The sequence below is a fragment of the Rhizorhabdus sp. GW822-FHT03C02 genome (assembly GCF_058801765.1).
On the sequence record NZ_JBXANN010000005.1, the window covers coordinates 355,970 to 379,253 of the forward strand.

Genomic DNA, 23,284 nt, shown 5'->3' on the forward strand with positions numbered 1-23,284 from the left:
GCGTGGATGTCCCAACCTTGCGGCAAGGTAACGACGGCCTGCCATCTTCTGTTACAAACGGTCGCGCAGGCGCTCAAAGCCTGTTTGGAAAATGCGCGGAAGAGCGCATTTTCGAGGCGGCATGCGCCAAAGGCGCACCCAAACGCGCCTTCAGCGCTTGCGCACGAACTCCGCGCGCAGGACGAGGCCCCTGATCCCGTCAAATTTGCAGTCGATTTCCTGCGCATCGCCGGTCAGGCGGATCGACTTGATCAGCGTGCCGCGCTTCAATGTCTGTCCGGCGCCCTTGACCACGAGATCCTTGATCAGGGTCACCTGATCGCCGTCGGCGAGAAGATTGCCCACCGCATCGCGGACTTCGATGCCGTCGACGTCGGTCGCCTTGGCCCGCGCGTCGGCGGCGCTGATCCATTCGCCGCTCGCCTCGTCATAGACGAAATCTTCGTCTTCACCCTGCATTCTTCGGTCCTCTCGATAGCCGGACGCGGCATACATGGCCGCGCCGCCAAAGCCACGCGAAGCTTATCCACAGCCAATTTGGCTGAGCAGTGAACCCCGCGAGTCGCCATTCGTTGGGGCTGTGGATAAAGACTGGACAATGTTCCTGTTTTGTTCCATATGGCGGGCGGCACGAACGCGAAGAGGGAGTATCCCGATGACGCAGCTCCGACGGCACGACGATCCTGAGCAACTTGTCTTTCACCGCCTGTTTTTCGCCCTGCGCCCGACCGAGGGGGCGATCGAGGAGATCGGCGCGATCCGCGATATGATCGGGCCGGTGCGCACGCGGATGCTCGATCATCGGCTGCACATGACGCTGTTCCCGCTCGACCTGCCGTTCATGCCCTCGACCGAACTGGTCGGCGATGTGATCGAGGCGGCTTCTGCGCTCAGTGGTCCGCCGCTCAGGATCGCGCTGCAGGAGGCGGTCAGCAATGGCGACCATGTCGTGCTGCGACCCGGCGACCATATGCCGGTGCTCAAGGCGTTCCAGGAGAAGCTCGGGCTGGCGATGGCGGCGGTGCCCGGCTGGACGCGCCGCGGCTATCGTTTCGATCCGCATGTGACGATCGCCTATGGCGCCCGCGAGACCTATCGCAAGCAGATCTGGCCGATCAGCTGGCGTGCCGACGAGGTCGTGCTGATCCACAGCCTGCTGGGCCTGACCGAGCATCGCGTGCTGGCCCGCTGGGCGCTCGGAGACTGATCGTGGCGGCGCGGGCTGCAGCAGCGCGTGAACCGCTGCACCAGCTCTTCTTCGCGCTGCTGCCGCCGGTGATCGTCGCCGACCGGATCGATCTCGAATGCAGACGCCAGACCTTCGTCGGCGGGCGGATACGCAAGGATCGTTTCCACCTGACGCTGGACATGATCGACGACATGGCGACGCCGCCCTCGGCGATGCTCGTCGACGACATGACCGCCGTCGCCGAGGCGATATCGGTCGCCGCGTTCGATTTCCACCTGACCCGGTCGACGAGCTGGAACGGGACGAGCGCGCTCGCACCGACGGGGACCGCCGCGTTGAAGGACCTCCATGCGCAACTGGCCGCAATGCGGCAGGGCCGGAAAATTCGCGCCCGACGCGGCTGGAATTTCAACCCGCATGTCACGCTGGGCTATGGGCCGCTCGAACCGAAGGTCGGTCCGATCAGGCCGATCCATTGGCATGCGGGCGATCTGGTGCTGATCCACAGTCTGGTCGGCATCACCGAACATGTTGCGCTCGGGCGCTGGCCGCTCTCCGAACAATTGCGCCTGTTCTGAACGATCGCTGGCGGTCGCAGGCGCTTCACCCGTCTGATCGCTCGGGATGGACGCAACAGTCGCCGTGAGGCAAAAGCTCGGCGGATGTTGCGGTGCGTGGGTGGGACGGTCATGGAAATCGACAGGCGACGACTGCTGGCGCTGGGTTCGGCGTTCGCTCTTGGCACCATGCCGCTCGGCGTCCTGCAGGCGCAGGTCCTGCAATATGAACTCGAGGACGATCCGCTCCAGCGCGCGCTCGCGACCTTCTGGCCGCTGATCCAGTCGCTTCCCGCGATCCGCGCGCCCGCCAGCGAGGGCAATCCGTCGGGCGACGTCTGCTATATGTTCACCAACCGCAGCTGCCTGGTCTGCCAGGGTGTGCATCATCTCTATGCCAACGGCTTTCGCCATCTCGAGATGCGCTACATCGTCTACCCCTGGCCGGGCGAGGATCGCCACATCCTCAACTATCTCTACCGTTCGACCACCACCGCCGCCGAATATGAGCAATATATGGCGGGCAAGCTGACCGCGCGCGCCGACTCGGACAATCCGGCGATCGCCGACCAGGTGCAGGCGGCGGCGACCAATATCGCCAACGAACTGATCGAGGGCGGCGGCTTCGGCACCCCCTTCTTCTTCTACGCCGCGCCTGCCGACAAGCCGAGCGGCCTCGCCTTCACCGCGGGCGACATCAACGCGGTCGAGGCTCTGCTCAACAAGGGCGTGTGATACGTCCGGTCAGAAGATGCCGTGGCCGATGATCAGCCGGATCACGCCGACGACGATCACCACCATGTTGAGATTGCGCCCGGCGGTACCGCGCGCCAGCGAGCCGATCCCGAGTCCCAGCAGCGCGATCGGGATGATGAACCAATAGAGCCAGCCGAGCAGCGGCACGAAGGCGACCATCGCGAAACCGAGCGCGACGAGGCCGATGAGGATCGAGATCAGGTTCATGATCCCCATATCGGTCGGGCGCGGCGGCGGCACAAGGCCGCCGCTCGCCCTCGGCCGATCTCACACCCGCAATTCGCCTTCGTCCTCGCCATCCCAATAATGGATGCGCTCGGCATGGACGTGGATCATCACCAGCCCAGGCGTGTCGACGCCGTCCTCGAACCAGCGATCGAGCCCCTTGGTCCAATGTTGCTCGAATCGGCCCTTGTCGTGGATCAGTTCGGCGCGCCCTTCGACCGCGACGAAGAAGGGACGCTGCCACAGCACGCCCGACGAGCCCTGGAAGCTCAGTCCGACCTGCGGGTCGCGGGCGATGTCGTCGACCATCAGCGCATCGTCATAGGCAAAATAATAGCTGTCGCCGTCATAATCGACTTCGCGATTGTTGCTCATTGGCCGCGCGCCCAGCGCGCCGCCTTCGGTGCGGGTCGAGAACATCGTGAAATCGATGTCGCGCATCTTTTCGGACAGATCGGCCAGGGTTCTGCTCGCCATCATCGCTCTCCTTCTTGGTTTCGATTCCAAGAACGCGGAACGGGCGACCGGGCTCCGCCCGACCGGCGCAATATCAGACCGGCGGCAGCGACCAGTCGATCGGCGCCAGCCCATGCGCCTCGAGAAAGCCATTGGCCTTCGAGAAATGGCGGCAGCCGAAAAAGCCGTTATGCGCCGACAACGGCGAGGGGTGCGCGGCCTTCAGCACCAGATGGCGCCCGCCCTTGTCGGTCGAATCGACGAAGGCCGCCTTCTTCTGAGCGTAGCTGCCCCACAGCATGAACACGACCGGATCGGCCTTGGCGTTGACCAGCCGGATCACCGCGTCGGTGAACCGCTCCCAGCCACGCTCGCGATGCGAGGCCGCCAGCCCCATCTCGACGGTGAGCACGCTGTTGAGCAGCAGCACTCCCTGCTTCGCCCAATGTTCGAGAAAGCCATGATCGGGCCGGGCGAGGCCGAGGTCGGTGTGGAGTTCCTTGTAGATGTTCACCAGGCTCGGCGGCGGCCGCACCCCGGGCCGCACGCTGAAGCACAGGCCATGCGCCTGGCCGAGCCCGTGATAGGGATCCTGGCCGAGGATCACGACCCGCACCGAGTCGAGCGGGGTGAGATCGAGCGCACGGAACCATTCGCCGCCCGCCGGGAACACCCGCTTGCCCTGCTCGCGCTCGGCGAGCAGGAAGCTCTTGAGCGCCGCCATATAGGGGCTCTCGAATTCGGGTTTGAGCGGCTCGCGCCAGCTTTCGTGGAGTTTCACACCATCGGCCATGGTGACCCCATGACGCAATATCGCAGGCAAGAAAAGCGATGTTGCAAAGGAGGATGGCTGGTGGAGCTGAGCGGAATCGAACCGCTGGCCTCTGCAGTGCGATTGCAGCGCTCTCCCATCTGAGCTACAGCCCCGCACCAGCCGGCGCCTCCTCTAGCGACACGGCATGGCCGATGCAATGCCCTGATTGCACCCCGATACCGAATCTCTCGACGACCCTGTTCCGCGCCACAACGGTCCGCCGCTGTGCCGCCCCCGTTGGTCGGTCCCGCAGGAACGGCGCCCAGCTCGAGACGTTTTGCACCCATAGATCGGGCGGCGGCTTTCCCCTTTGACGCCGCCCGGTCGCCTTTTAGAATATCAGGAGGATGCAATGGGTTATGAACGAGGCGGCCGCCACGAAGGCCATCGCGACCGCTATCAGGACGATCGCCGCTACCGTCAGGACACACCCTATGGTTATCGCGACCGCGAAGCGCGCCGGCCCGACCGGTTCGACGACAACCGGACCGCCGACGAGCGTTTCGGCGGCGACCGGCGACCGCGCGGCTATGACTATGACGATCGTGGCTTCTTCGACCGTGCCGGTGACGAAGTGCGGTCCTGGTTCGGCGACGAGGAGGCCGAGCGCCGCCGCCGCTGGGACGAGCGTATCCAGCAGCGCGACTATGAGCGTCGCTACGGTAGCGCCGATCGCAATGGCTATGCCGATTATTACGGATCGGGCTATGGCGCGGTCGATCCGCTGATGGCGGGTGCCGCCCCTTGGGACGCCGGCTTCGGGGCGACCTATGGGGTCGGCCGCGGTGCCGGTGCGACCAGCAGCTACGGATTGGGCGCCGGTCCCGATCACGACGGCTGGGGGCGCGATCCCAATTATCGTGCATGGCGCCAGCGGCAGATCGACGATCTCGACCGCGACTATGCCGATTACCGCCGTGAGCATCAGTCGCGCTTCAACGATGATTTCGGGTCATGGCGCACCAACCGCGACGGCCAGCGCTCGTCGCTGCGCCAGATCCAGGAGCATCAGGAGGTGGTCGGATCCGACGGCCAGCATATCGGTACGGTCGACCATGTCCGCGGCGACATCATCCTGCTGACCCGCACCGACAAGGATGCCGGCGGCCATCACCACAGCATCCCGTCGTCGTGGATCGTCAAGGTCGGCGACAAGGTCGAGATCAACCGGACCGCCGCCCAGGCGAAGGCGGCGTGGAAGGACACCGAGCACAGCGACGGCCCGCACATTCTCAACCGGGCCTTTTCCGGCACATATTGATCAATTATCGATCGCAGCGCTTGAGCGGCCCTGAGGGCCGCCGGGAGAGGAAGGGCCGGCCGTTAGGGTCGGCCCTTTTTCGCTGGAACTTTGCCGCGATAACGCGCTTGATGCGCCGCAACATATCGAGAGTCGGATCGGGTTCGAAATGGCGGATGTCGCGCCGCGCAAGCATAGTTCCACCGGATTGCCGCTGCCCGACCAGGTCGCCTTGGTGCTTCAGGGCGGCGGCGCACTCGGCGCCTATCAGGTCGGCATCTACGAGGCGCTCGACGCTGCGCGGATCGAGATCGACTGGGTCGCCGGCATCTCGATCGGCGCGGTCAACGCCGCGATCATCGCTGGCAATCCGTGCGAGCGGCGCCTCGAACGGCTCAAGGCCTTCTGGACGCGGCTGACCGGCGCGCTGCCGAGCTTTCCGTTCTGGGGCGGCGACGGCGGGCGCGAGATGCTGCACGAGATGGCGGCGGCGACCGTCGCGATGACGGGGGTGCCCGGCTTCTTCCGGCCACGGCTGCTCTCGCCTTATCTGGCGCCGCCCGGCAGCGAGGGCGCGACCAGCTTCTATTCGAGCGCGCCGTTGCGCGAGACCCTCGACGAGCTGGTCGACTGGGACCTGCTCAACAACGGCCCGATGCGGATCTCGGTCGGCGCGGTCGAGGTCGAGAGCGGCAATTTCCGCTATTTCGACAACCGCACCGACCGCATCGACGCGCGCCACATCATGGCGTCGGGGGCGTTGCCGCCGGGGCTGCCCGCGGTCGAGATCGACGGCAGCCTGTGGTGGGACGGGGGCATCGTCTCGAACACCCCGCTCACCCATGTCGTCGACAATCAGGAGGCCGACATGCTCGTCTTCCAGGTCGACCTGTTCGCCGCCCAGCACGAGGCGCCACGGACGATGAGCGACGTGATCGCGCGCGCCAAGGAAATCCAATATTCGAGCCGGACCCGGCAGGTCTCGGCGCAGATGCTCAAGCTGCGCCGCGAACATCAGGCGGTGCAGCGGCTGTTGAAGAAGCTGCCCGCGGCGATGGCCGACGATCCCGACGTCGCCGCGGTCAGGGCGATGACCCACGAATATGGGCTGAGCCTGGTCCAGCTGATCTACCGTGCCAATGCCTGGGAAGGCGGGGCACGCGACTATGAATTTTCGGCGCGGACGATGGCCGAGCATATCGAGGCGGGCCGCAAGGCGATCGCCGAGACCATGACCAAGTCGGCGGTGATCGCGCGCAACATCTATGACGGCAAGGTCGCCGCCTTCGACCTCACCCCACGCTGACATCTTAACGGACGGAGATTTCCATGTTCCTGAAGGGCAAGACTGCGCTCGTCACCGGATCGACCTCGGGCATCGGCCTGGCCTATGCCAAGGTGCTGGCGGGCGAAGGCGCCAACGTCGTCATCAACGGCTTCGGTGACGCGCAGGCGATCGAGCAGGAACGGATCGCGCTCGAGGCGGCGAGCGGGGCGAAGGCGCTCTATAGCGGCCACGACCTGACCAAGGTCGAAGAGATCGAAGCGATGATGGCGCAGGCCGCCGAGGCGTTCGGTGGGGTCGACATCCTGATCAACAATGCCGGCGTCCAGCATGTCGCCCCGGTCGAGGAATTTCCGGTCGACAAATGGAACCTGATCATCGCGCTCAACCTCAACAGCGCCTTCCACACCACCCGGCTGGCGCTGCCCTATATGAAGTCGAAGAAATGGGGCCGGCTGATCCAGACCGCCTCGGCGCATTCGCTGACGGCCTCGCCGTTCAAGAGCGCCTATGTCACCGCCAAGCATGGCCTGGCCGGCTTCACCAAGACCGTCGCGCTCGAGACCGCGACCTTCGGGATCACCGCCAACTGCATCTCGCCCGGCTATGTGTGGACGCCCCTGGTCGAAAAGCAGATCCCCGACACGATGAAGGCGCGCGGCATGACCCGCGAGCAGGTGATGAACGACGTGCTGCTCGCTGGCCAGCCGACCAAGCAGTTCGTCACCGTCGAACAGGTCGCGGCGATGGCGCTCTATCTGTGCCGCGACGAGGCAGCGGGCATCACCGGATCGAACATCTCGATCGACGGCGGCTGGACCGCACAGTGACGCCGGCTGCGGCATGGTGCCGGTCGGTGGCGCGCTGATGCGCGCGGCGCTCGTCGCATTATACGCGATCTGGGCGCTGTGGGGCCTGTCGTGGATCGTCGCGGCGGCGTGGGCCGACAGGACCGTGGCCAGGCCGGCGGCGGCGCGCGAGTGGCGCTATCGCCCGTTCACCTTCGCCGGCTTCGCGCTGCTGCTGGTTTACGTGCTACCGCGGGGTCCGGCGGCCGACATCGATGCGACGGTGGCCGCGCTGTGGATGCCGCTGTGGCGGCTGCCATTCGCCGCGCGATGGGGTTTCGTGCTGCTCGCGGCGGCCGGCGCGGGCTTCGCCTGGTGGGCGCGCCTCCACCTCGGCCGGCTGTGGTCGGCATCGCTGACCCGCAAGCAGGATCATCATGTCGTCGATACCGGCCCCTATGCGATCGTCCGCCACCCGATCTACACCGGGCTGATCGCCGCGGCGGTCACCACCGTCGCGATCCGCGCCAATGTCACCGCGATCGTCGGCCTGCCGCTGTTCGTCGCCGGCTATTGGCTCAAGGCGCGCGAGGAGGAACGTTTCCTCGCCGCCGAACTCGGCGAGGACGCCTATGCCGGCTATCGCCGCCGGGTCCCGATGCTGCTGCCGCGACCGTGGCTTGCCAACCGCACCGATGCCGGGCAGTCTCGATCATCGTGATTTCACACCGGAAGGATCTGCCCGCCTTGCCGCCGACCAGACCGGCCCCATGGCCGATCCGAACCGCCCTGCTCGGGCCCGTGCTCGGGCTGCTTTGCAGTTGCGGCGGCGGTGAACGCCCCAAGACCCCCGAGGCCCCCAAGCCGCCGGTCGGCGACTGGCGCGCGGTCGTCACCGGGGCCGACCGCGACCGGCTCGCCAAATGGCGCACTGCCTGGATGGCGGGGATCGACAAGGCGACCGCGGCGGGCAGCGGACCGCAGATCAGCGCGCAAGGCATGCTGCTCAAGCCCGATCTCGCGCTCAAGACCGCCGACCTCGGCCCCGGCGACTATAAATGCCGGGTGATCAAGATGGGCGCCCAGACCAAGGGGCAGCTCAACTATGTCGCCTATCCGGCCTTCACCTGCCGGATCACCGCCGATGGCCCGGTGTTGCGCTTCGCCAAGATCGACGGATCGCAGCGCCCGGTCGGCACCATCTATTCCGACGACGGCCAGCGGATGATCTTCCTCGGCGCGCTGATGCTCGGCGACGAGACCCGGCCGCTGCCCTATGCGCGCGACGCCGAGCGCGACATGGCCGGAATCGTCGAGCGGGTCGGGCCGGCGCGCTGGCGGATCGCCTTTCCCTATCCGCGCTGGGAATCGCTGATCGACATCATCGAACTGACACCGAAGGGGCCCTGATGACCACCATGTTTCGCCTGCCGCTGCTGGCGCTCGCCGCGACGCTCGCGCCATTCGCGATGACGGCGCCGGCGGTGGCGGCGTCGGACCCGCTGAACAAGGCGGTCGAGGCCGACATGCCTTCGCTGATCGCCATCTACAAGGACCTCCACGTCCATCCCGAGCTGAGCCTGAAGGAAGGGCGCAGCGCGGCGATCATGGCCGCCGAGGCGAAGAAGGCCGGCTTCGAGGTGACCAGCGGCGTCGGCGGCACCGGCGTGGTCGCGGTACTGAAGAACGGCGCCGGCCCGGTATTGCTGCTGCGCGCCGATATGGATGCGCTGCCGGTCACCGAACAGACCGGGGTCGACTATGCCAGCCAGACCCCGGGGGTGATGCACGCCTGCGGCCATGACACCCATATGACGAGCTGGATCGGCATCGCGCGGCGGATGGCGGCGATGAAGGCGAGCTGGTCGGGCACGCTGGTGATGATCGGCCAGCCCGCCGAGGAGATCGGCCAGGGCGCGCGGGCGATGCTCAAGGACGGGCTCTACAAGCGCTTTCCCAAGCCCGACGTCGCGATCGCCTTCCATGATTCGGCGAGCCTGCCCGCCGGGACGATCGGCTATGTCGACGGCTACACGATGGCCAACGTCAATTCGGTCGACATATTGGTGAAGGGGGTCGGCGGCCACGGCGCCTATCCGCACCTCGCCAAGGATCCAATCGTGCTCGGCGCGCGGATCGTGACGACGCTGCAGACGCTGATCTCGCGCGAGACCGATCCGCTCGAATCGGGGGTGGTGACGGTCGGCAGCTTCCAGGCCGGGACCAAGCACAACATCATCCCCGCCGACGCGCGGCTGCAACTGACCGTGCGCAGCTACACGCCCGAGGTGCGACAGCATCTGCTCGACGGCATCGCCCGGATCGCGAAGGGCGAGGCGATCGCCGCCGGCCTGCCCGACGATCTGATGCCGGTGGTGACCCAGCAGGATCAGTTCACCCCGGCGACCTTCAACACCCACGCGCTGACGACCCACATCGCCGACGTCTTCACCGCGCGCTTCGGCAAGGACCGGGTGGTCACCACCAAGCCGCAGATGGGCGGCGAGGATTTCAGCGAATATTATCTCGCCGACACCTCGATCCAGTCGCTGCTGTTCTGGGTCGGCGGCGTCCCCCAGGCCAAATGGGACGCGGTCAAGGGCGACGTCACCAAGCTGCCGTCGATCCACAGCCCGTTCTGGGCGCCCGATCCGCAGGCGACGATCTCGACCGCGGTCGAAGCGATGACCACGGCCGCGCTCGACGTCCTCAAGAAGAAATAGGGCTTATGGTTTGTTGAGGGATGCGCTTTCGGCGTATTCCCAGGCAGCGTCTCAGCCCGCGGTCGACGCCGCCAGCGTATCGGCGATCTTGGCGGCAAGCTGCTCGAGCCGATAGGGCTTCGAGATGAACGGCGCGTCGGCGAAACCCGAATCGGCAGGCAGTCCGTCATAGCCGGTCGCGAAGATGAACGGCGTGCCGCGCTCGCGCAGACGCGCGGCGACCGGCAGGCTCGATTCGCTCTTCAGGTTGAGGTCGAGCAGCGCGAGATCGAAGCTGGTGTCGTCGAGGCGCGCCAATGCTTCGGACAGCGTGGCGGCGACGGCGGCCGTCTCGCATCCGACCTCTTCGAGCATGTCCTCGGCCGTCATCGCGATGATCGAATCGTCCTCGACAATGAGCACGCGCGTACCCGCGGGGGGCTGGTTCAATGTGGCAATCCCTGTGTTCGGCCATGGAGGAAACCCCGCGAGAATGGAGCAGTTTCGCGGCGCACGCAATTGCGTCTTTGCCGAAACGCCCATCCCCGGCGGTATCCGTTGCCGTCAATCCGCGAACGGCTTGTCGAGCGTGATGTGCGCGCGCGCCTTGAGCCGGTCGACGATGCGCTTGACCTCCTGGCTCGATCCGCGCGGCAGGATCATCACCGCATCATGGGTTGCAACCACGATCAGGTCGTGGACGCCGACCATCGTCACCAGCGGCCCCTCGCTGCGAATCAGCGAATTGCGGGTGTCGATCGCGACGACATCGCCGCTGATGACGTTGCCGTCGGTGTCGTCGAGGCCCAATGCGTGCAGCGCATCCCAGCTGCCGACGTCCGACCACCCCATGTCGACCGGCACCACGGCCACCCGGTCGTCCTTCTCCATCACCGCATAGTCGATCGATTCGGACGGCGAGCCGAGAAACGACTGCGGGTCGGGGTGGATGAAGCTTCCGTCACGGACCGCGCCCGCCATCGCCGCCTGCGCGGCCGCGGCCATTGCCGGCCCGTGTCGATTGAGCGCGGTCAGATAGGCATCGGCACGAAACAGGAAGATGCCGGCGTTCCAGCTATAGCTGCCATCGGCCAGATAGGCCTCGGCACGCGCCCGATCGGGCTTCTCGACGAACGCCGCAACCCGCTGCACCCCGTCCGCGATGTCGTCGCCGCGGCGGATATAGCCATAGCCCGTCTCGGGCATGTGCGGCGTGATGCCAAAGGTGACCAGCCAGCCGTCGTCGACCAGTGGCAGCGCTTTCGCGATGGCGTCGTGGAAAGCCGCCACGTCGGTGATCACATGATCGCTGGGCATGACCAGCAGGGCCGAATCGGCCCGCGCCTCGATCGCCGCCAGCGCGATCGCGGGCGCGGTGTTCCGCCCGGCCGGTTCGAGAATGACCGCCGACGGGGCATGTCCCCCGGCCGCCATCTGCCGCGCGATATCCTCGGCATGATCCTTGTTGGTGACGACGATCGGCGCGCCGAATCGCGCCTGATCGGCGCAACGGCCTGCGGTGAGCTGCAACATCGTCTGCTCGCCGGTCAGCGCCAGCAACTGTTTGGGACGTTTGGAGCGCGAAAGCGGCCAGAGCCGCGTGCCCGATCCTCCAGAAAGGATGACCGGCGTGATCAGGGTTGTAGAAATATTTGGCTCCATCGGCGCGTTGTGGATATCTCTTAATCGCTGGGCGGGGCATGTGGTTGCATGGCTTTAGGCCAAGTGAGGATTTGGGGGAAATCCACAAAGTGCGCGTATCATGATCAGACTGTTCAAACATTATGTCGCTTATGGCGTATTGCTGCTCTGCTTCGCGGATTTTGCGGTGCTCCTGCTCGCCGCCGAGGCGGGCTGGGTGCTGCGTCTCCAGCAGATCGGCAAGGTCGCCGACCCCTTCTACCACCGCCTGCCGCAGCTGCTGAGCTTCACCTTCGCGATCCAGGCGGCGATGATCGGGGTCGGGGTCTATTCGGCCGAATCGCTGCAGGCCTTGCGCTTTGCCGCGGCGCGGCTGCTCGTCGGCATCTCGCTGGGCGCGATCCTGATCTCGCTGCTGTTCTTCCTGCTGCCCGAACTGACGCTGTGGCGATCCAATTCGCTCTATTCGATGCTGATCGCGTTCGTTCTGCTGCTGATGGTCCGCGTGCTGCTCGGCGGGTTCGCCGGCGGCGACAGCTTCAAGCGGCGGGTGATGCTGCTCGGCGCCGGGCGGCGGGCCAAGCGTGTCCTCGAACTGTCGAAGCGTCCGGGCGCCAATTTCCTGATCACCGGCATCATCGACATGAAGGACGCCCCCGCCGAGATCGACAGCGCGGTCTCGCGCACCGTCATCCCGTCGCTGCGCGAATATGTCGACAACAGCGAAGCGAACGAAGTCGTCCTCGCGCTCGACGAGCAGCGCGACAATATCCCGTTCGACGATCTGCTGCGGCTCAAGACCACCGGGGTCCATGTCAGCGACCTGTCGACCTTCCTCGAGCGCGAGACCGGCCGCGTCGACCTCGACAGCGTCCAGCCCTCCTGGCTGATCTTCTCCGATGGCTTCTCGTCGGGACGGTCGGCCTCGCTGGTGCTCAAGCGCAGCTTCGACCTGCTGGTGAGCGCATTGCTGCTGCTGCTCGCCTCGCCGATCATCCTGGTCACCGCGCTGCTGGTGAAGCTCGAAAGCCCGGGGCCGGCCTTCTACCGCCAGGTCCGGGTCGGGCGCTATGGCGAGACCTTCGAGATCCTCAAGCTCAGGTCGATGCGCAAGGATGCCGAGGCCGGCGGCAAGGCGATCTGGGCGCAGAAGGGCGACGACCGGGTCACTCGGGTCGGCAAGATCATCCGGCTGATCCGGGTCGACGAGCTGCCACAATTGTGGACCGTGCTGAAGGGGGAGATGAGCTTTGTCGGCCCGCGCCCCGAACGGCCGCAATTCGTGACCGAACTCGAGGAGAAGATTCCCTATTATGCCGAGCGGCACATGATGAAGCCTGGCATCACCGGCTGGGCGCAGATCAACTATCCTTATGGCGCCAGCCTCGACGATGCGCGCCACAAGCTCGAATATGACCTCTATTACACCAAGAATTACAGCCTGTTCCTCGACGTGTTGATCATCCTCCAGACGATGCGCGTGCTGCTCTGGGCGGAGGGCGCGCGCTAGGCGCGTTCAATGGTCGCCCTCGTCACCCAATGGGGGCATGCGCTGGCCGCCTTCCTGTTCGCGGCGCTGGTGCTGTGGCAGGCGACGGTGCGGCAGGGCGGCGCGCCGCGGATCATGCTGGTGATCGCCTGCGGCGCGACCGCCATCTGGTGCCTGGCGGTGGCGACCCGCGGCCCCGCCGGGGTGACTGCGGGTCTCACCCAGAATCTGGCCGATCTCGGCTGGCTTGGCTTCATGTTCGCGATCCACCCGCAGCCGCGCGCAAGGCGGCGGCCGCAGGCGCTGCCGATGGCGATCTATGGCGGGGTGGCGCTGACCCTGCTCGCCGGCATCCTGGTGCGGCTGCTGCCGATCGTGTTCGAGGGCAGTCCGCGCATCCAGGAAGGCATCTTCGTCGCGGTGCTGGCGCTGCGCATCGCCAGCGAAGTCGGCGCGCTGGTGCTGGTCCACAATCTCTTCTCGGCCTCGTCGCCCGAGGCGCGCTGGGGGATCGCGCTGCCGATGGGCGCGCTGGCGGTGATGTGGACCTTCGACCTCAACCTGTCGCTGGTCGCCTATCTGCTCCAGCACTGGCCGCCCGAACTGTTCGCGCTGCGCGGCTTCGTGCTGGCGCTGCTCGCGCCGCTGCTGGTGACGATCAGCCGCTATGCCGACGTCGCGCTGGTCCGGCCGTCGCGATCGATCACCTTTCGCAGCGCCTCGCTGCTGGCGATGGCCGCCTATGCCGCGATCGTCGTGCTGGTCGCGCGGCTGCTGGCGCTCAGCGGCAATCTCGAAATGCTCGGGCAGATCACCGTCGCGATCGGCTTCTCGTCGCTGGCGCTGATGCTGTTCCCCTCGACCCGCCTGCGCAGCGGGCTCAAGAGCGGGCTGGCGCGCCATCTGTTCCAGCACCGCTACGACTATCGCGTCGAATGGCGGCAGTTCACCGACACGCTCGGCCGCCCCGGGCAGAGCGGTCCGCCGCTTGCCGAACGCATGGTCCAGGCGATCGCCGACATTCCCGACGCTCCCGGCGGTCTGCTGATGATGACCGCCGAGGATGGCGGGCTGGAGATCGCCGCACGCTGGGGCTGGCGCGAACTCGGCGCGCCCCAGCGCGCGGGCAGCCGATCGCTCGCCGGCTTCCTCCAGATGAGCGGGCAGGTGATCGAGCTGGCCGCGGTCCGCGACGGCGATGCCGCCGCGCCGCCGCCGATGCTGCTGCCCGACTGGATGCTGGGCGAGCCCAGCGCCTGGATCCTGGTGCCGCTGATCCATTTCGACCGGCTGGTCGGCGCGGTGCTGCTCGAACAGCCGGCGATCGGGCGCGGGCTGGATTGGGAGGATCATGATCTGCTGCGGCTGGCGGGACGGCAGGTCGCCAGCTATCTTGCCGAGGCGCGCGGCCAGGAAGCCCTGTCCGATGCGCGCCGCTTCGACGAATTCAACCGGCGTTTCGCCTTCATCATGCATGATGTGAAGAATCTGGTGAGCCAATTGAGCCTGTTAGCCCGCAACGCCGAGCGCCATGCCGACAATCCCGATTTCCGCGCCGACATGATCGCGACGCTGCAGTCGTCGGTCGGCAAGATGAACGAACTGCTCGCGCGCCTGTCCCAGCATCATCGCAGCAACCCGCAGGAACCCGCCCCCCATGCGCTCAAGCCGCTGATCGAGGCGATCGCTGCCGGCCGCGGGATCAAGGTCCAGGGCCGGTCCGATATCGTCGCGCTGGTCGATCCGGCGCGCTTCCACCAGGCGCTCGGTCATCTGATCCAGAATGCGGTCGAGGCGAGCCCGAACGACGCGCCGGTCGAGATCATCCTGTCGCGGCGCGGCGCCGACGCGATGATCGAGCTGATCGACCATGGCCATGGCATGTCGGCCGAATTCATCCGCTCGCGCCTGTTCCACGCCTTCGCCTCGACCAAGGATGGCGGTTTCGGGATCGGCGCGTTCGAGGCGCGATCGCTGGTGACCGCGATGGGCGGGCGGATCGAGGTCGAGAGCCAGGAGGGCGAGGGCAGCCGCTTCACGATCCTGCTGCCGACCCCGAACGTCCCCGCCTACGCCGGATCGATCCAGCGCGCGCAACAGCAACAGGCCCAGCAATGAGCAGCACGCCCCGCAAGCCCCGCCTGCTGGTGGTCGAGGACGACGAGGGCCTCCAGCGTCAGTTGCGCTGGGCCTATGAGGATTATGAGGTGGTGCTGGCGGGCGACCGCAAGAGCGCGATCGACGCGCTGCGCCTGCACGAACCCGCGGTGGTGACGCTCGACCTCGGCCTGCCGCCCGATCCCGACGGCACCACCGAGGGCTTCGCCACGCTCGACGCGATCCTGACCTTGAAGCCCGACACCAAGGTGATCGTCGCCTCGGGCCATGGCGCACGCGAGGGCGCGCTCAGGGCAGTGGCCTCGGGCGCCTATGATTATTACCACAAGCCGGTCGACATCGACGAGCTCGGCCTGATCGTCGCCCGCGCGTTCGAACTGCACGGGCTCGAACAGGAAAATACCCGGCTGGCGGCCGAAGGCAGCGGCCGCTCGCTGCTCGGCGGGTTCATGACCGGCGACCCGGCGATGCTCAAGCTGATCCGCACCGCCGAGCGCGTCGCGGGGGCGGACGTGTCGGTGATGCTGCTCGGCGCCAGCGGCACCGGCAAGGAGGTGATCGCGCGCGGAATCCATGCCGCTTCGCCGCGTGCCGGTGGCCAGTTCGTCGCGATCAACTGCGCGGCGATCCCCGAGACGCTGCTCGAGGCCGAACTGTTCGGCCACGAAAAGGGCGCGTTCACCGGCGCGGTCAAGACCACCGAGGGCAAGATCGAACTCGCCCAGGGCGGCACCTTGTTCCTCGACGAGATCGGCGACGTGCCGCTGCCGCTGCAGGTCAAGCTGCTGCGTTTCCTGCAGGAGCGGGTGATCGAGCGGGTCGGCGGCCGCCGGCAGATCGCGGTCGACACGCGAATCGTGTGCGCGACCCATCAGGATCTGACGACGATGATCGCCGAGGGGCGATTCCGCGAGGATCTCTATTACCGGCTCGCCGAGATCGTGCTGACCATCCCCGCGCTCGCCGCGCGCCCCGGCGACGCGGTGCTGCTGGCGCGGCAACTGCTCAAGCGCTTCACGCGCGAGATGCATTCGCAGGTCAAGGGCTTCACCCCCGACGCGCTCGCCGCGATCGACGGCTGGGAATGGCCGGGCAATGTCCGCGAGCTCGAGAACCGGTTGAAACGCGCGGTGATCATGGCCGACGGCAAGCTGATCACCCCTGAGGATCTCGATCTCATCCCGGGCAATGAGGATGGCGGCTTCCTCAACCTCAAGACCGCGCGCGAGCAGGCCGATCGCACCGCGATCACCCGTGCGATCCTGCGTGCCGAGGGCAATATCTCGAACGCCGCCAAGATGCTCGGGATCAGCCGGCCGACCCTCTACGACCTGCTGCGCCAGCACGGGATCGAGACTTGACCGCCGCGCCCGCGGCTTCCATCGCCGTCGCGCCGGCCGGGCATCCCCTGCCGCCGGCGAACCGGAGTGAATCGCCTTGGATCCTGCCTCGATCTTCCTGACCATCGGCGCCGCCTATCTGGCGCTCGTCGCTTATGGCGTGGTCCGCACCCGCAAGAAGGGGGTGCCGCCGCCGGTCCGGTTCGTGTCGGCGACGGTCCAGGTGCTGCTGCCGCCCCTGGTGATGTTCGGCGCGCTGCTGTTTTCCCGCAACGCGTCGCTGATCGGTGGCTGGGGGATCATGCTGGCGATGCTGCTTGTCGCCGGCGCGCTGCTCGCCCTGTGCACCGACCAGGTCGCCAAGCGCGTTCTCTGATCGACCATCATTGCGATATGAGCGGGTGCCGTATATACATCGTGTATATACGGAGCGCCGCATGGATCGCGAATTTCGGGCCCGCATCTTCAAATCGGGCAATTCGGTCGCGTTGCGTTTGCCCAAGGCGCTGGGTCTGGCCGAAGGAACCGAGGTCCTCGTTCGCGAAGAGCGCGGCGGGTATAGCTTCACGCCCGTCGAGCCGCAGCCCACACACATCGATCTGGCCGGCATTTATGGCTCGATACCCGGCCTCGAGCCATTGACCGCCGAAGATCGTCGGCTCGAGGCTCGCGAACCCGACTGGGAAGGAAAGCGGCTGGAAGGAAAGCGGCTGGCGCGTGACTGAACCGCTGTTCCTGCTCGACACCAATATCTGCATCTATCTGCTCGGCGGGCATTCGCGCCCGGCGCTCGACCGGGTGCAGGCACTGGCGCCTGGCGAGGTCGTGACCTCGGCCGTCGCCTATGCCGAGGTCATGATCGGTGCCCGGGCCCGCCAGGCCGAAGCGCAGGCCGAAGCCCTGTTCACGCTGATCCCGGTGCTGCCATTCGACCGGACCGCCGCCCTGGTCTATGCGCGTCTGCCCTTCAAAAGCGGGCGCTACGACCGGCTGATCGCCGCGCACGCGCTTGCTTTGGATATGACATTGGTCACCAACGACGAAATCGACTTTGCCGACCTGGCGGGATTGCGGGTCGAGAACTGGACCCGAACATGACCTTCGCCGCCACCATCCTCACCCTCTATCCCGAGATGTTTCCCGGGCCGCTCGGCGTGTCGCTCGCCGGCCGCGCGCTCGCCGAAGGCAAATGGGCGTGCGATCCGGTGCAGATCCGCGATTTCGCCACCGACAGGCACCGCTCGGTCGACGACACGCCGGCCGGCGGCGGCGCCGGGATGGTGATGCGCGCCGACGTGCTGGCGCGTGCGGTCGATACCGCGATCGAACGCCAGCCACAGGCGCCGGTGCTGGCGATGACCCCGCGCGGCGCGCCGCTGACCCAGAAGCGGGTCCGCGCGATCGCCGCGGGGCCGGGGGTGACGATAATGTGCGGCCGATTCGAGGGAATCGACGAACGGCTGTTCGAGGCACGGCCGATCGAGCTGGTTTCGATCGGCGACTATATCCTTTCGGGCGGGGAAATGGGGGCTTTGACCCTGCTCGATGCTTGCATTCGGCTGCTTCCCGGCGTAATGGGCGCCCCCGATAGCGGGGATGACGAGAGCTTCGAAACCGGGCTCCTGGAATATCCGCATTATACCCGACCATTTGAATGGGAAGGGCGCACGATCCCCGAAGTGCTGCGATCTGGGGATCATGCGAGGATCGAGGCATGGCGAAAAGCCATGGCCGAGACCGATACAAGGCTAAGGAGGCCGGATCTTTGGGAGCGCCATGAGGGCGCTCGGGTCCAGTCTCCCTCTGGTGCGCGGCGACAGAAGAAGGATAGATGAGATGAACCTCATCCAGACGCTCGAAGCCGAGCAGATTGCCAAGTTCAACGAATCGAAGAAGATTCCCGATTTCCGTCCGGGCGACACCCTGCGCGTCGGCGTGAAGGTCGTCGAAGGCGAGCGCAGCCGCGTCCAGAATTACGAAGGCGTGTGCATTGCCCGCGCCAACAAGGGCATGGGTTCGTCGTTCACCGTCCGCAAGATCTCGTTCGGCGAAGGCGTCGAGCGCGTCTTCCCGCTCTATTCGCCGAACATCGATTCGATCGACGTCGTCCGCAAGGGCGTCGTGCGTCGTGCGAAGCTCTATTATCTGCGCGGCCGCCGCGGCAAGTCGGCGCGTATCGCCGAGCGTCGCGACAACAAGCCGACCGCCACCGAGGCGCAGGAAGCCTGATTTTTCGCTTCCGCTAACCTATATCGCAAACGGCCGGCTCCCACGGGAGACCGGCCGTTTGTTTTTCTGCACCGCTGCCGAGATCGGCAGCGAGATCTAAGGAATCATCATGGGCTATCGGGTCGTCGTCGCGGGTGCCACCGGCAATGTGGGCCGCGAAATGCTGAACATCCTGGCCGAACGCGAATTCCCGATCGACGAGATCGCCTGCGTTGCCTCGGCGCGCAGCCAGGGCGTCCAGGTCGATTTCGGCGAGACCGGCAAGCTGATCAAGGTCCAGAATATCGAGCATTTCGACTGGACCGGCTGGGACATGGCGCTGTTCGCGATCGGATCGGCCGGAACCGCGATCTACGCCCCCAAGGCGGCGGCCGCCGGCTGCACGGTGATCGACAATTCGTCGCTCTACCGGATGGACCCCGACGTTCCGCTGATCGTCCCCGAGGTGAACCCGGAGGCGATCGACGGCTACAAGCGCCGCAACATCATCGCCAACCCGAACTGCTCGACCGCGCAGATGGTGGTCGCGCTCAAGCCGCTCCACGACGCCGCGAAGATCAAGCGGGTCGTCGTCTCGACCTATCAGTCGGTGTCGGGCGCGGGCAAGGTCGGCATGGACGAGCTGTTCGAGCAGAGCCGCGACATCTTCGTCGGCGACCAGGCGACTCCGCACAAGTTCACCAAGCAGATCGCGTTCAACGTGATCCCGCACATCGACGTCTTCCTCGACGACGGCTTCACCAAGGAAGAGTGGAAGATGGTCGTCGAGACCAAGAAGATCCTCGACCCGAAGATCAAGGTGGTCGCGACCTGCGTGCGGGTGCCGGTGTTCGTCGGCCATTCGGAAGCGATCAACATCGAGTTCGAGAATGAGCTGTCGGCCGAGGACGCGCAGAAAATCCTGCGCGAGGCGCCCGGGATCATGCTCGTCGACAAGCGCGAGGATGGCGGATACGTCACCCCGATCGAGTGCGTCGGCGAATTCGCGACCTTCGTCAGCCGCGTGCGCGAAGACCCGACCGTCGAAAACGGCCTCGTGCTCTGGTGCGTCAGCGACAATCTGCGCAAGGGCGCGGCGCTCAACGCGGTGCAGATCGCCGAACTGCTTGGCCGCCGGCACCTCAAGAAGGATTGAACCCGATGACGGATGCGGGCGCGACGGCCGGCATCCGCCATTTCCACTAATTAGAAAAGTTCGTTCCTTTTTATCCGGCTGCACCGAAAGCCGTGAACCCGGCATCAGGCTCCCATCACCAAGGGAGACCCGCCATGAGCTTCATCACCACCGCCGACGGCACCAACATCTTCTACAAGGACTGGGGCAGCAAGGACGCCCAGCCGGTCGTCTTCTCGCATGGCTGGCCGCTGTCGGCCGACGCGTGGGACGGACAGATGCTGTTCATGCTGCAGAACGGCTTCCGGGTCGTCGCGCATGACCGTCGCGGCCATGGCCGGTCGGACCAGCCGGGCTTCGGCAACGACATGGACACCTATGCCGACGATCTCGCGGCGGTGATCGACGCGCTCGACCTCAGCAACGCGATCCTGGTCGGCCATTCGACCGGCGGCGGCGAGGTCGCCCATTATATCGGCCGCCACGGCACCGCCCGGGTCGCCAAGGTGGTGCTGGTCGGCGCGGTGCCGCCGCGGATGGCGAAGAGCAAAGCCTATCCGAACGGCCTCGACGTCGCGGTGTTCGACGGCATCCGCAAGGCGGTCGCCGACAATCGCTCGGCCTTCTATCTCGACCTCGCGGTGCCCTTCTACGGCTTCAACCGCGACGGCGCGAACACCAACGAGGGGCTGCGCCAGTCCTTCTGGCTGCAGGGCATGGCCGGATCGATCGCCGGCCAATATGCCTGCATTCACGAATTTTCCGAAGTCGACTATACCGACTATCTCAAGGCGATCGACGTGCCCACCATGATCATCCATGGCGACGACGACCAGATCGTCCCGATCGGCAATGCCGGGCTGCTGTCGGCGAAGATCGTCCCCAACGCCGAACTGAAGATCTACGAAGGCGCGCCGCACGGCCTCGCCTCGACCCATCAGGACCGGCTGAACGCCGATCTGCTGGCATTCGCGCGGAGCTGAACCATTTGCCGGCCTCTCGCAGCGACCGCGGGAGGCCGGCAATGTGACACAAGGCTTGCGCTCCTGCCGCGCTGAACCTAAGGCCTGCCCCAGTCGGGGAGTGGCGCAGGCTGGTAGCGCATCTGGTTTGGGACCAGAGGGTCGCAGGTTCGAATCCTGTCTCCCCGACCACTTCCCCCCTGTTGAGGCTATTGCGCCTTCGCCGCCTCGGCCGCCGCCAGCACGCGCAGGACGTTGCCCGACCAGATCTTGGCGATGTCGCCCTCCGAATAGCCCGCCTTGAGCAGAGCCGCGGTGATCTTCGGCAGGGCGGCGACATCCTCCATGCCGACCACCCCGCCGCCGCCGTCCCAGTCGAGGCCGATGCCGACATGGTCGGGGCCGACGACCTTCAAGGCGTGGAGCATGTGCGCCATGAAATCGTCGAACGTCGGCCTGTCGGTGTCGGGATAGAGCCGATCGATCTCCTGGCGCTTCGCGAGCAGTTCGGCGCGCTTCTCGGCCGAAACCTTCGCGCCCTCGCGCATCGATCCGAACAGCGCCATCATCGCCTTCTGCCGTTCGGGGTTGGGCTTGATCGCGCGCAGATAGCTGCCATAGGCATTCATCTGGATCACCCCGCCCTTGGCCGCCAGCGCGCGGAGATGATCGTCGTCGATGTTGCGCGGATGGTCGTAGACCGCCTTGCAGCCCGAATGGGTCAGCAGCACCGGGGTGGTCGACAGCGCGAGCAGATCGTCGAGCACCTGGTCCGAACTGTGCGAGGCGTCGGGGACGATGCCGAGCCGGTTCATTTCGCGCAGCAGATCCTTGCCGAGCGGGCTGAGTCCGCCCCATTTCGGCTTTTTCGACGGGTCGGTCGAGCTGTCGGCGAACTGGTTGTGCGCGAAATGGGCGAAGCCCGAGACCCGCACCCCCATCGCGTAGAACAGGTCGATCAGCGAGACGTCCTCGCCGAGCGGATAGGCGTTCTCGATCGACATATAGACGATCCGCCTGCCCGAGGCCGCGATCGGCGCGGCGTCCTTCGCCGCGAGCGCAAGGGTGAAGTTGGCGGGATCGGCGGCGACCATTTCACGGATCGACACGCCGCGCATCACCGCGAAGTCGCGTGCCTTGCGATAGCCCTCGGCGGTCAGCGGCCCCTGTGCGGTGTAGATCGCCCAGAAACCGCCGTCGAGTCCGCCCTTCTTCATCCGCGGCAGATCGACCTGGGTGTAATCCTTGTGGACATCATGGCCTTCCTCGATCGACCAGCCGGGCAGATCGAGCGAGGCCGGCGTGTCGAGATGGGTGTCGAGGGTGATCAGCCGCTGGTGCAGCCGCGCCGCCGCCTTCGGCACCGCCTGCGCCGAGATCGGCGTGGGCAGGAGCAGCGCCGCACAGAGAGCCGCCGGCAGATATCGCTTCATGGTCATAGTCCGTCGATGAGATCGCCGTCACAGACGAACCATGATCCTTGAGACGAGCGAGGCGGGCGCACCCGCCATCGCTGCTGATATGCGATCTCGAAGATGCTGACGCATCCTCGATCGATAGGCTCAGGCGCCGCTCGGGCTGGCGCATTATTTCTGGCAGGCGACGATCGCGGCGATCACCGACAGCGTCTCTTCGGGGTCGCGCACCCGCACGGTGTCGAGCCCGAGTTCCTTGGCGGGATAGTCGTTGCCGCCGGGGAAGATCGCGTCGCCGATGAACATCATCGCGTCGAGCGCGATGCCGCTTTCGGCGCTCAGCTTCTTGAGGCCGTACGCCTTGTCGACGCCCTCGCGGGTGATGTCGATCGAGGTGGCGCCGCCCATATTGATCGACAGGCCCGGCAGCCGCTGGCGCAGATCGGCCTGGATCACCTTGCGCTTGGCGAAATCGGGGTCCCAATGTTCCTTGGCTTCGATCGGCGCCTGCTGTCCCAGCGCCGAAAAGGTGATCTGGCTGCCGCGATCCTCGATCCGCTCGCCCCAGGTCTGTTCGGGGACGAAGCCGGTCGCGACCAGCGCCGCGTCGAACGCGGTCAGGATCTTCTGCTTCTGGGCATCGTCGAACAGCTCGGCATAGATCGGCTTCCAGACGCCGTCATAGCGATAGAGCTTGGTGCCGGTGGTCGGCATCAGCCACAGCCGGGTGCGATCGGCTCGCTCCGGCAAGCGGCTGGCGACCTGCTTTTCGAACTGCGGCCAGTCGCCGCCCGAGATCACCGCGACATGCGCGACCCCAAGCAGATCGGCGAGCGCCTCGCCCATCGGATCGCCGAGCGGCTGCTTGCTTTCGGCGAGGGTGCCGTCGAGGTCGAACGCAACCAACTCTTTCATGATATGCTCCGGATAGGGAAAGCCGACAGAGGATGGCCAGCGGTAGCGA

At 66.1% G+C, this 23,284-nt stretch carries 27 protein-coding genes and 2 tRNA genes; 20 read left to right on the forward strand and 9 right to left on the reverse strand.

Going from position 1 to position 23,284, the window contains the following annotated elements; translation table 11 throughout:
• Positions 1-150 precede the first annotated feature (150 nt).
• Positions 151-459 carry an alkylphosphonate utilization protein gene (locus tag AC1RM6_RS15915; protein ID WP_493102870.1) on the reverse strand — a complete coding sequence of 103 codons (309 nt, stop codon included), beginning with the start codon at positions 457-459 and terminating at the stop codon, positions 151-153.
• A gap of 196 nt (positions 460-655) precedes the next feature.
• Between AC1RM6_RS15915 and AC1RM6_RS15920 the strand changes: the two genes are divergently transcribed.
• The 3 genes from AC1RM6_RS15920 (at position 656) to AC1RM6_RS15930 (ending at position 2,481) form a co-directional block, all read left to right on the forward strand.
• Positions 656-1,207, forward strand: coding sequence for a 2'-5' RNA ligase family protein (locus AC1RM6_RS15920; RefSeq protein WP_493102872.1), 552 nt, complete (start codon positions 656-658; stop codon positions 1,205-1,207).
• Positions 1,208-1,209: 2 nt separating this feature from the next.
• Positions 1,210-1,767 carry a 2'-5' RNA ligase family protein gene (locus tag AC1RM6_RS15925; protein ID WP_493102874.1) on the forward strand — a complete coding sequence of 186 codons (558 nt, stop codon included), beginning with the start codon at positions 1,210-1,212 and terminating at the stop codon, positions 1,765-1,767.
• A 111-nt stretch (positions 1,768-1,878) separates the two neighbouring features.
• Positions 1,879-2,481 carry a permease gene (locus AC1RM6_RS15930; protein WP_493102876.1) on the forward strand — a complete coding sequence of 201 codons (603 nt, stop codon included), beginning with the start codon at positions 1,879-1,881 and terminating at the stop codon, positions 2,479-2,481.
• Between the two features lie 9 nt (positions 2,482-2,490).
• On the opposite strand, the gene AC1RM6_RS15935 is transcribed toward AC1RM6_RS15930, so the two are convergent.
• The 4 genes from AC1RM6_RS15935 to AC1RM6_RS15950 all read right to left on the reverse strand — a co-directional run bounded on the left by AC1RM6_RS15935 (position 2,491) and on the right by AC1RM6_RS15950 (position 4,110).
• The gene (locus AC1RM6_RS15935) at positions 2,491-2,709 is read right to left on the reverse strand and encodes a hypothetical protein (protein ID WP_493102878.1); all 219 of its coding nucleotides are present in this window, start codon (positions 2,707-2,709) and stop codon (positions 2,491-2,493) included.
• A gap of 60 nt (positions 2,710-2,769) precedes the next feature.
• The gene (locus AC1RM6_RS15940; protein WP_493102879.1) at positions 2,770-3,204 is read right to left on the reverse strand and encodes a pyridoxamine 5'-phosphate oxidase family protein; all 435 of its coding nucleotides are present in this window, start codon (positions 3,202-3,204) and stop codon (positions 2,770-2,772) included.
• Between the two features lie 73 nt (positions 3,205-3,277).
• Entirely contained in the window at positions 3,278-3,976 is a 699-nt protein-coding gene (gene ung / locus AC1RM6_RS15945; protein ID WP_493102882.1) for a uracil-DNA glycosylase, read from the reverse strand.
• Between the two features lie 58 nt (positions 3,977-4,034).
• Positions 4,035-4,110 (reverse strand) — tRNA-Ala (locus AC1RM6_RS15950).
• Positions 4,111-4,349: 239 nt separating this feature from the next.
• Here AC1RM6_RS15950 and AC1RM6_RS15955 point away from each other — a divergent pair.
• The 6 genes from AC1RM6_RS15955 (at position 4,350) to AC1RM6_RS15980 (ending at position 10,033) form a co-directional block, all read left to right on the forward strand.
• Entirely contained in the window at positions 4,350-5,258 is a 909-nt protein-coding gene (locus AC1RM6_RS15955) for a DUF2171 domain-containing protein (protein ID WP_493102884.1), read from the forward strand.
• A 148-nt stretch (positions 5,259-5,406) separates the two neighbouring features.
• Complete coding sequence (locus AC1RM6_RS15960) at positions 5,407-6,543, forward strand: patatin-like phospholipase family protein (RefSeq protein WP_493102885.1); 1,137 nt, start codon at positions 5,407-5,409, stop codon at positions 6,541-6,543.
• 23 nt (positions 6,544-6,566) lie between these two features.
• Positions 6,567-7,352 (forward strand): 3-hydroxybutyrate dehydrogenase, encoded by a 786-nt coding sequence (locus tag AC1RM6_RS15965; protein WP_493102887.1) that lies wholly within the window; start codon positions 6,567-6,569, stop codon positions 7,350-7,352.
• 13 nt (positions 7,353-7,365) lie between these two features.
• Positions 7,366-8,031, forward strand: coding sequence for a methyltransferase family protein (locus tag AC1RM6_RS15970; RefSeq protein ID WP_493102889.1), 666 nt, complete (start codon positions 7,366-7,368; stop codon positions 8,029-8,031).
• Positions 8,032-8,111: 80 nt separating this feature from the next.
• Positions 8,112-8,720, forward strand: coding sequence for a DUF4893 domain-containing protein (locus AC1RM6_RS15975; RefSeq protein ID WP_493102890.1), 609 nt, complete (start codon positions 8,112-8,114; stop codon positions 8,718-8,720).
• An 8-nt stretch (positions 8,721-8,728) separates the two neighbouring features.
• Positions 8,729-10,033 (forward strand): amidohydrolase, encoded by a 1,305-nt coding sequence (locus tag AC1RM6_RS15980; RefSeq protein ID WP_493102949.1) that lies wholly within the window; start codon positions 8,729-8,731, stop codon positions 10,031-10,033.
• A gap of 51 nt (positions 10,034-10,084) precedes the next feature.
• On the opposite strand, the gene AC1RM6_RS15985 is transcribed toward AC1RM6_RS15980, so the two are convergent.
• The gene (locus AC1RM6_RS15985; RefSeq protein WP_493102892.1) at positions 10,085-10,435 is read right to left on the reverse strand and encodes a response regulator; all 351 of its coding nucleotides are present in this window, start codon (positions 10,433-10,435) and stop codon (positions 10,085-10,087) included.
• 141 nt (positions 10,436-10,576) lie between these two features.
• Positions 10,577-11,674 (reverse strand): mannose-1-phosphate guanylyltransferase/mannose-6-phosphate isomerase, encoded by a 1,098-nt coding sequence (locus AC1RM6_RS15990; RefSeq protein WP_493102894.1) that lies wholly within the window; start codon positions 11,672-11,674, stop codon positions 10,577-10,579.
• A 100-nt stretch (positions 11,675-11,774) separates the two neighbouring features.
• Here AC1RM6_RS15990 and AC1RM6_RS15995 point away from each other — a divergent pair, with 100 nt between their 5' ends.
• From AC1RM6_RS15995 to AC1RM6_RS16045, 11 genes are all read left to right on the forward strand, one after another.
• On the forward strand, positions 11,775-13,163 hold the full coding sequence (locus AC1RM6_RS15995; protein WP_493102896.1) for a TIGR03013 family XrtA/PEP-CTERM system glycosyltransferase: 1,389 nt from the start codon (positions 11,775-11,777) through the stop codon (positions 13,161-13,163).
• Between the two features lie 9 nt (positions 13,164-13,172).
• Positions 13,173-15,260 (forward strand): XrtA/PEP-CTERM system histidine kinase PrsK, encoded by a 2,088-nt coding sequence (gene prsK / locus AC1RM6_RS16000; protein ID WP_493102898.1) that lies wholly within the window; start codon positions 13,173-13,175, stop codon positions 15,258-15,260.
• On the forward strand, positions 15,257-16,621 hold the full coding sequence (gene prsR / locus AC1RM6_RS16005; protein WP_493102899.1) for a PEP-CTERM-box response regulator transcription factor: 1,365 nt from the start codon (positions 15,257-15,259) through the stop codon (positions 16,619-16,621). The genes prsK and prsR overlap by 4 nt, the downstream gene beginning before the upstream one ends.
• 76 nt (positions 16,622-16,697) lie before the next feature.
• Complete coding sequence (locus AC1RM6_RS16010) at positions 16,698-16,976, forward strand: hypothetical protein (protein ID WP_493102901.1); 279 nt, start codon at positions 16,698-16,700, stop codon at positions 16,974-16,976.
• Positions 16,977-17,037: 61 nt separating this feature from the next.
• Positions 17,038-17,325: an AbrB/MazE/SpoVT family DNA-binding domain-containing protein gene (locus AC1RM6_RS16015; RefSeq protein ID WP_493102903.1), complete on the forward strand. Its 288-nt coding sequence runs from the start codon at positions 17,038-17,040 to the stop codon at positions 17,323-17,325.
• Positions 17,318-17,698 carry a type II toxin-antitoxin system VapC family toxin gene (locus AC1RM6_RS16020; RefSeq protein WP_493102905.1) on the forward strand — a complete coding sequence of 127 codons (381 nt, stop codon included), beginning with the start codon at positions 17,318-17,320 and terminating at the stop codon, positions 17,696-17,698. Before AC1RM6_RS16015 ends, AC1RM6_RS16020 begins: the two co-directional genes overlap by 8 nt.
• Positions 17,695-18,435 carry a tRNA (guanosine(37)-N1)-methyltransferase TrmD gene (gene trmD / locus AC1RM6_RS16025; RefSeq protein ID WP_493102906.1) on the forward strand — a complete coding sequence of 247 codons (741 nt, stop codon included), beginning with the start codon at positions 17,695-17,697 and terminating at the stop codon, positions 18,433-18,435. Before AC1RM6_RS16020 ends, trmD begins: the two co-directional genes overlap by 4 nt.
• Position 18,436: 1 nt before the next feature.
• Positions 18,437-18,829, forward strand: coding sequence for a 50S ribosomal protein L19 (gene rplS / locus AC1RM6_RS16030; protein ID WP_493102908.1), 393 nt, complete (start codon positions 18,437-18,439; stop codon positions 18,827-18,829).
• 109 nt (positions 18,830-18,938) lie between these two features.
• Positions 18,939-19,964 (forward strand): aspartate-semialdehyde dehydrogenase, encoded by a 1,026-nt coding sequence (locus AC1RM6_RS16035; RefSeq protein WP_493102910.1) that lies wholly within the window; start codon positions 18,939-18,941, stop codon positions 19,962-19,964.
• Positions 19,965-20,098: 134 nt separating this feature from the next.
• Positions 20,099-20,926, forward strand: a complete 828-nt coding sequence (locus AC1RM6_RS16040; protein WP_493102912.1) for an alpha/beta fold hydrolase — start codon at positions 20,099-20,101, stop codon at positions 20,924-20,926.
• Positions 20,927-21,020: 94 nt separating this feature from the next.
• Positions 21,021-21,097 (forward strand) — tRNA-Pro (locus AC1RM6_RS16045).
• 17 nt (positions 21,098-21,114) lie between these two features.
• Here AC1RM6_RS16045 and AC1RM6_RS16050 read toward each other — a convergent pair.
• Positions 21,115-22,338 (reverse strand): dipeptidase, encoded by a 1,224-nt coding sequence (locus tag AC1RM6_RS16050; protein WP_493102914.1) that lies wholly within the window; start codon positions 22,336-22,338, stop codon positions 21,115-21,117.
• A 153-nt stretch (positions 22,339-22,491) separates the two neighbouring features.
• Entirely contained in the window at positions 22,492-23,235 is a 744-nt protein-coding gene (locus AC1RM6_RS16055) for an HAD-IIB family hydrolase (protein ID WP_493102916.1), read from the reverse strand.
• Positions 23,236-23,284 lie beyond the last annotated feature (49 nt).

Coding starts and splice junctions, on each gene's coding strand:
- prsR (WP_493102899.1), top strand. CDS start 15,257: ATGAGCAGCACGCCCCGCAAGCCCCGCCTGCTGGTGGTCGAGGACGAC.
- AC1RM6_RS15955 (WP_493102884.1), top strand. CDS start 4,350: ATGGGTTATGAACGAGGCGGCCGCCACGAAGGCCATCGCGACCGCTAT.
- AC1RM6_RS16050 (WP_493102914.1), bottom strand. CDS start 22,338: ATGAAGCGATATCTGCCGGCGGCTCTCTGTGCGGCGCTGCTCCTGCCC.
- AC1RM6_RS15935 (WP_493102878.1), bottom strand. CDS start 2,709: ATGAACCTGATCTCGATCCTCATCGGCCTCGTCGCGCTCGGTTTCGCG.
- AC1RM6_RS15990 (WP_493102894.1), bottom strand. CDS start 11,674: ATGGAGCCAAATATTTCTACAACCCTGATCACGCCGGTCATCCTTTCT.
- AC1RM6_RS16040 (WP_493102912.1), top strand. CDS start 20,099: ATGAGCTTCATCACCACCGCCGACGGCACCAACATCTTCTACAAGGAC.
- AC1RM6_RS15940 (WP_493102879.1), bottom strand. CDS start 3,204: ATGGCGAGCAGAACCCTGGCCGATCTGTCCGAAAAGATGCGCGACATC.
- trmD (WP_493102906.1), top strand. CDS start 17,695: ATGACCTTCGCCGCCACCATCCTCACCCTCTATCCCGAGATGTTTCCC.
- AC1RM6_RS15920 (WP_493102872.1), top strand. CDS start 656: ATGACGCAGCTCCGACGGCACGACGATCCTGAGCAACTTGTCTTTCAC.
- AC1RM6_RS15970 (WP_493102889.1), top strand. CDS start 7,366: ATGGTGCCGGTCGGTGGCGCGCTGATGCGCGCGGCGCTCGTCGCATTA.
- rplS (WP_493102908.1), top strand. CDS start 18,437: ATGAACCTCATCCAGACGCTCGAAGCCGAGCAGATTGCCAAGTTCAAC.
- AC1RM6_RS15980 (WP_493102949.1), top strand. CDS start 8,729: ATGTTTCGCCTGCCGCTGCTGGCGCTCGCCGCGACGCTCGCGCCATTC.
- AC1RM6_RS16015 (WP_493102903.1), top strand. CDS start 17,038: ATGGATCGCGAATTTCGGGCCCGCATCTTCAAATCGGGCAATTCGGTC.
- AC1RM6_RS16055 (WP_493102916.1), bottom strand. CDS start 23,235: ATGAAAGAGTTGGTTGCGTTCGACCTCGACGGCACCCTCGCCGAAAGC.
- AC1RM6_RS15960 (WP_493102885.1), top strand. CDS start 5,407: ATGGCGGATGTCGCGCCGCGCAAGCATAGTTCCACCGGATTGCCGCTG.
- prsK (WP_493102898.1), top strand. CDS start 13,173: ATGGTCGCCCTCGTCACCCAATGGGGGCATGCGCTGGCCGCCTTCCTG.
- ung (WP_493102882.1), bottom strand. CDS start 3,976: ATGGCCGATGGTGTGAAACTCCACGAAAGCTGGCGCGAGCCGCTCAAA.
- AC1RM6_RS15965 (WP_493102887.1), top strand. CDS start 6,567: ATGTTCCTGAAGGGCAAGACTGCGCTCGTCACCGGATCGACCTCGGGC.
- AC1RM6_RS15995 (WP_493102896.1), top strand. CDS start 11,775: ATGATCAGACTGTTCAAACATTATGTCGCTTATGGCGTATTGCTGCTC.
- AC1RM6_RS15930 (WP_493102876.1), top strand. CDS start 1,879: ATGGAAATCGACAGGCGACGACTGCTGGCGCTGGGTTCGGCGTTCGCT.
- AC1RM6_RS16035 (WP_493102910.1), top strand. CDS start 18,939: ATGGGCTATCGGGTCGTCGTCGCGGGTGCCACCGGCAATGTGGGCCGC.
- AC1RM6_RS15915 (WP_493102870.1), bottom strand. CDS start 459: ATGCAGGGTGAAGACGAAGATTTCGTCTATGACGAGGCGAGCGGCGAA.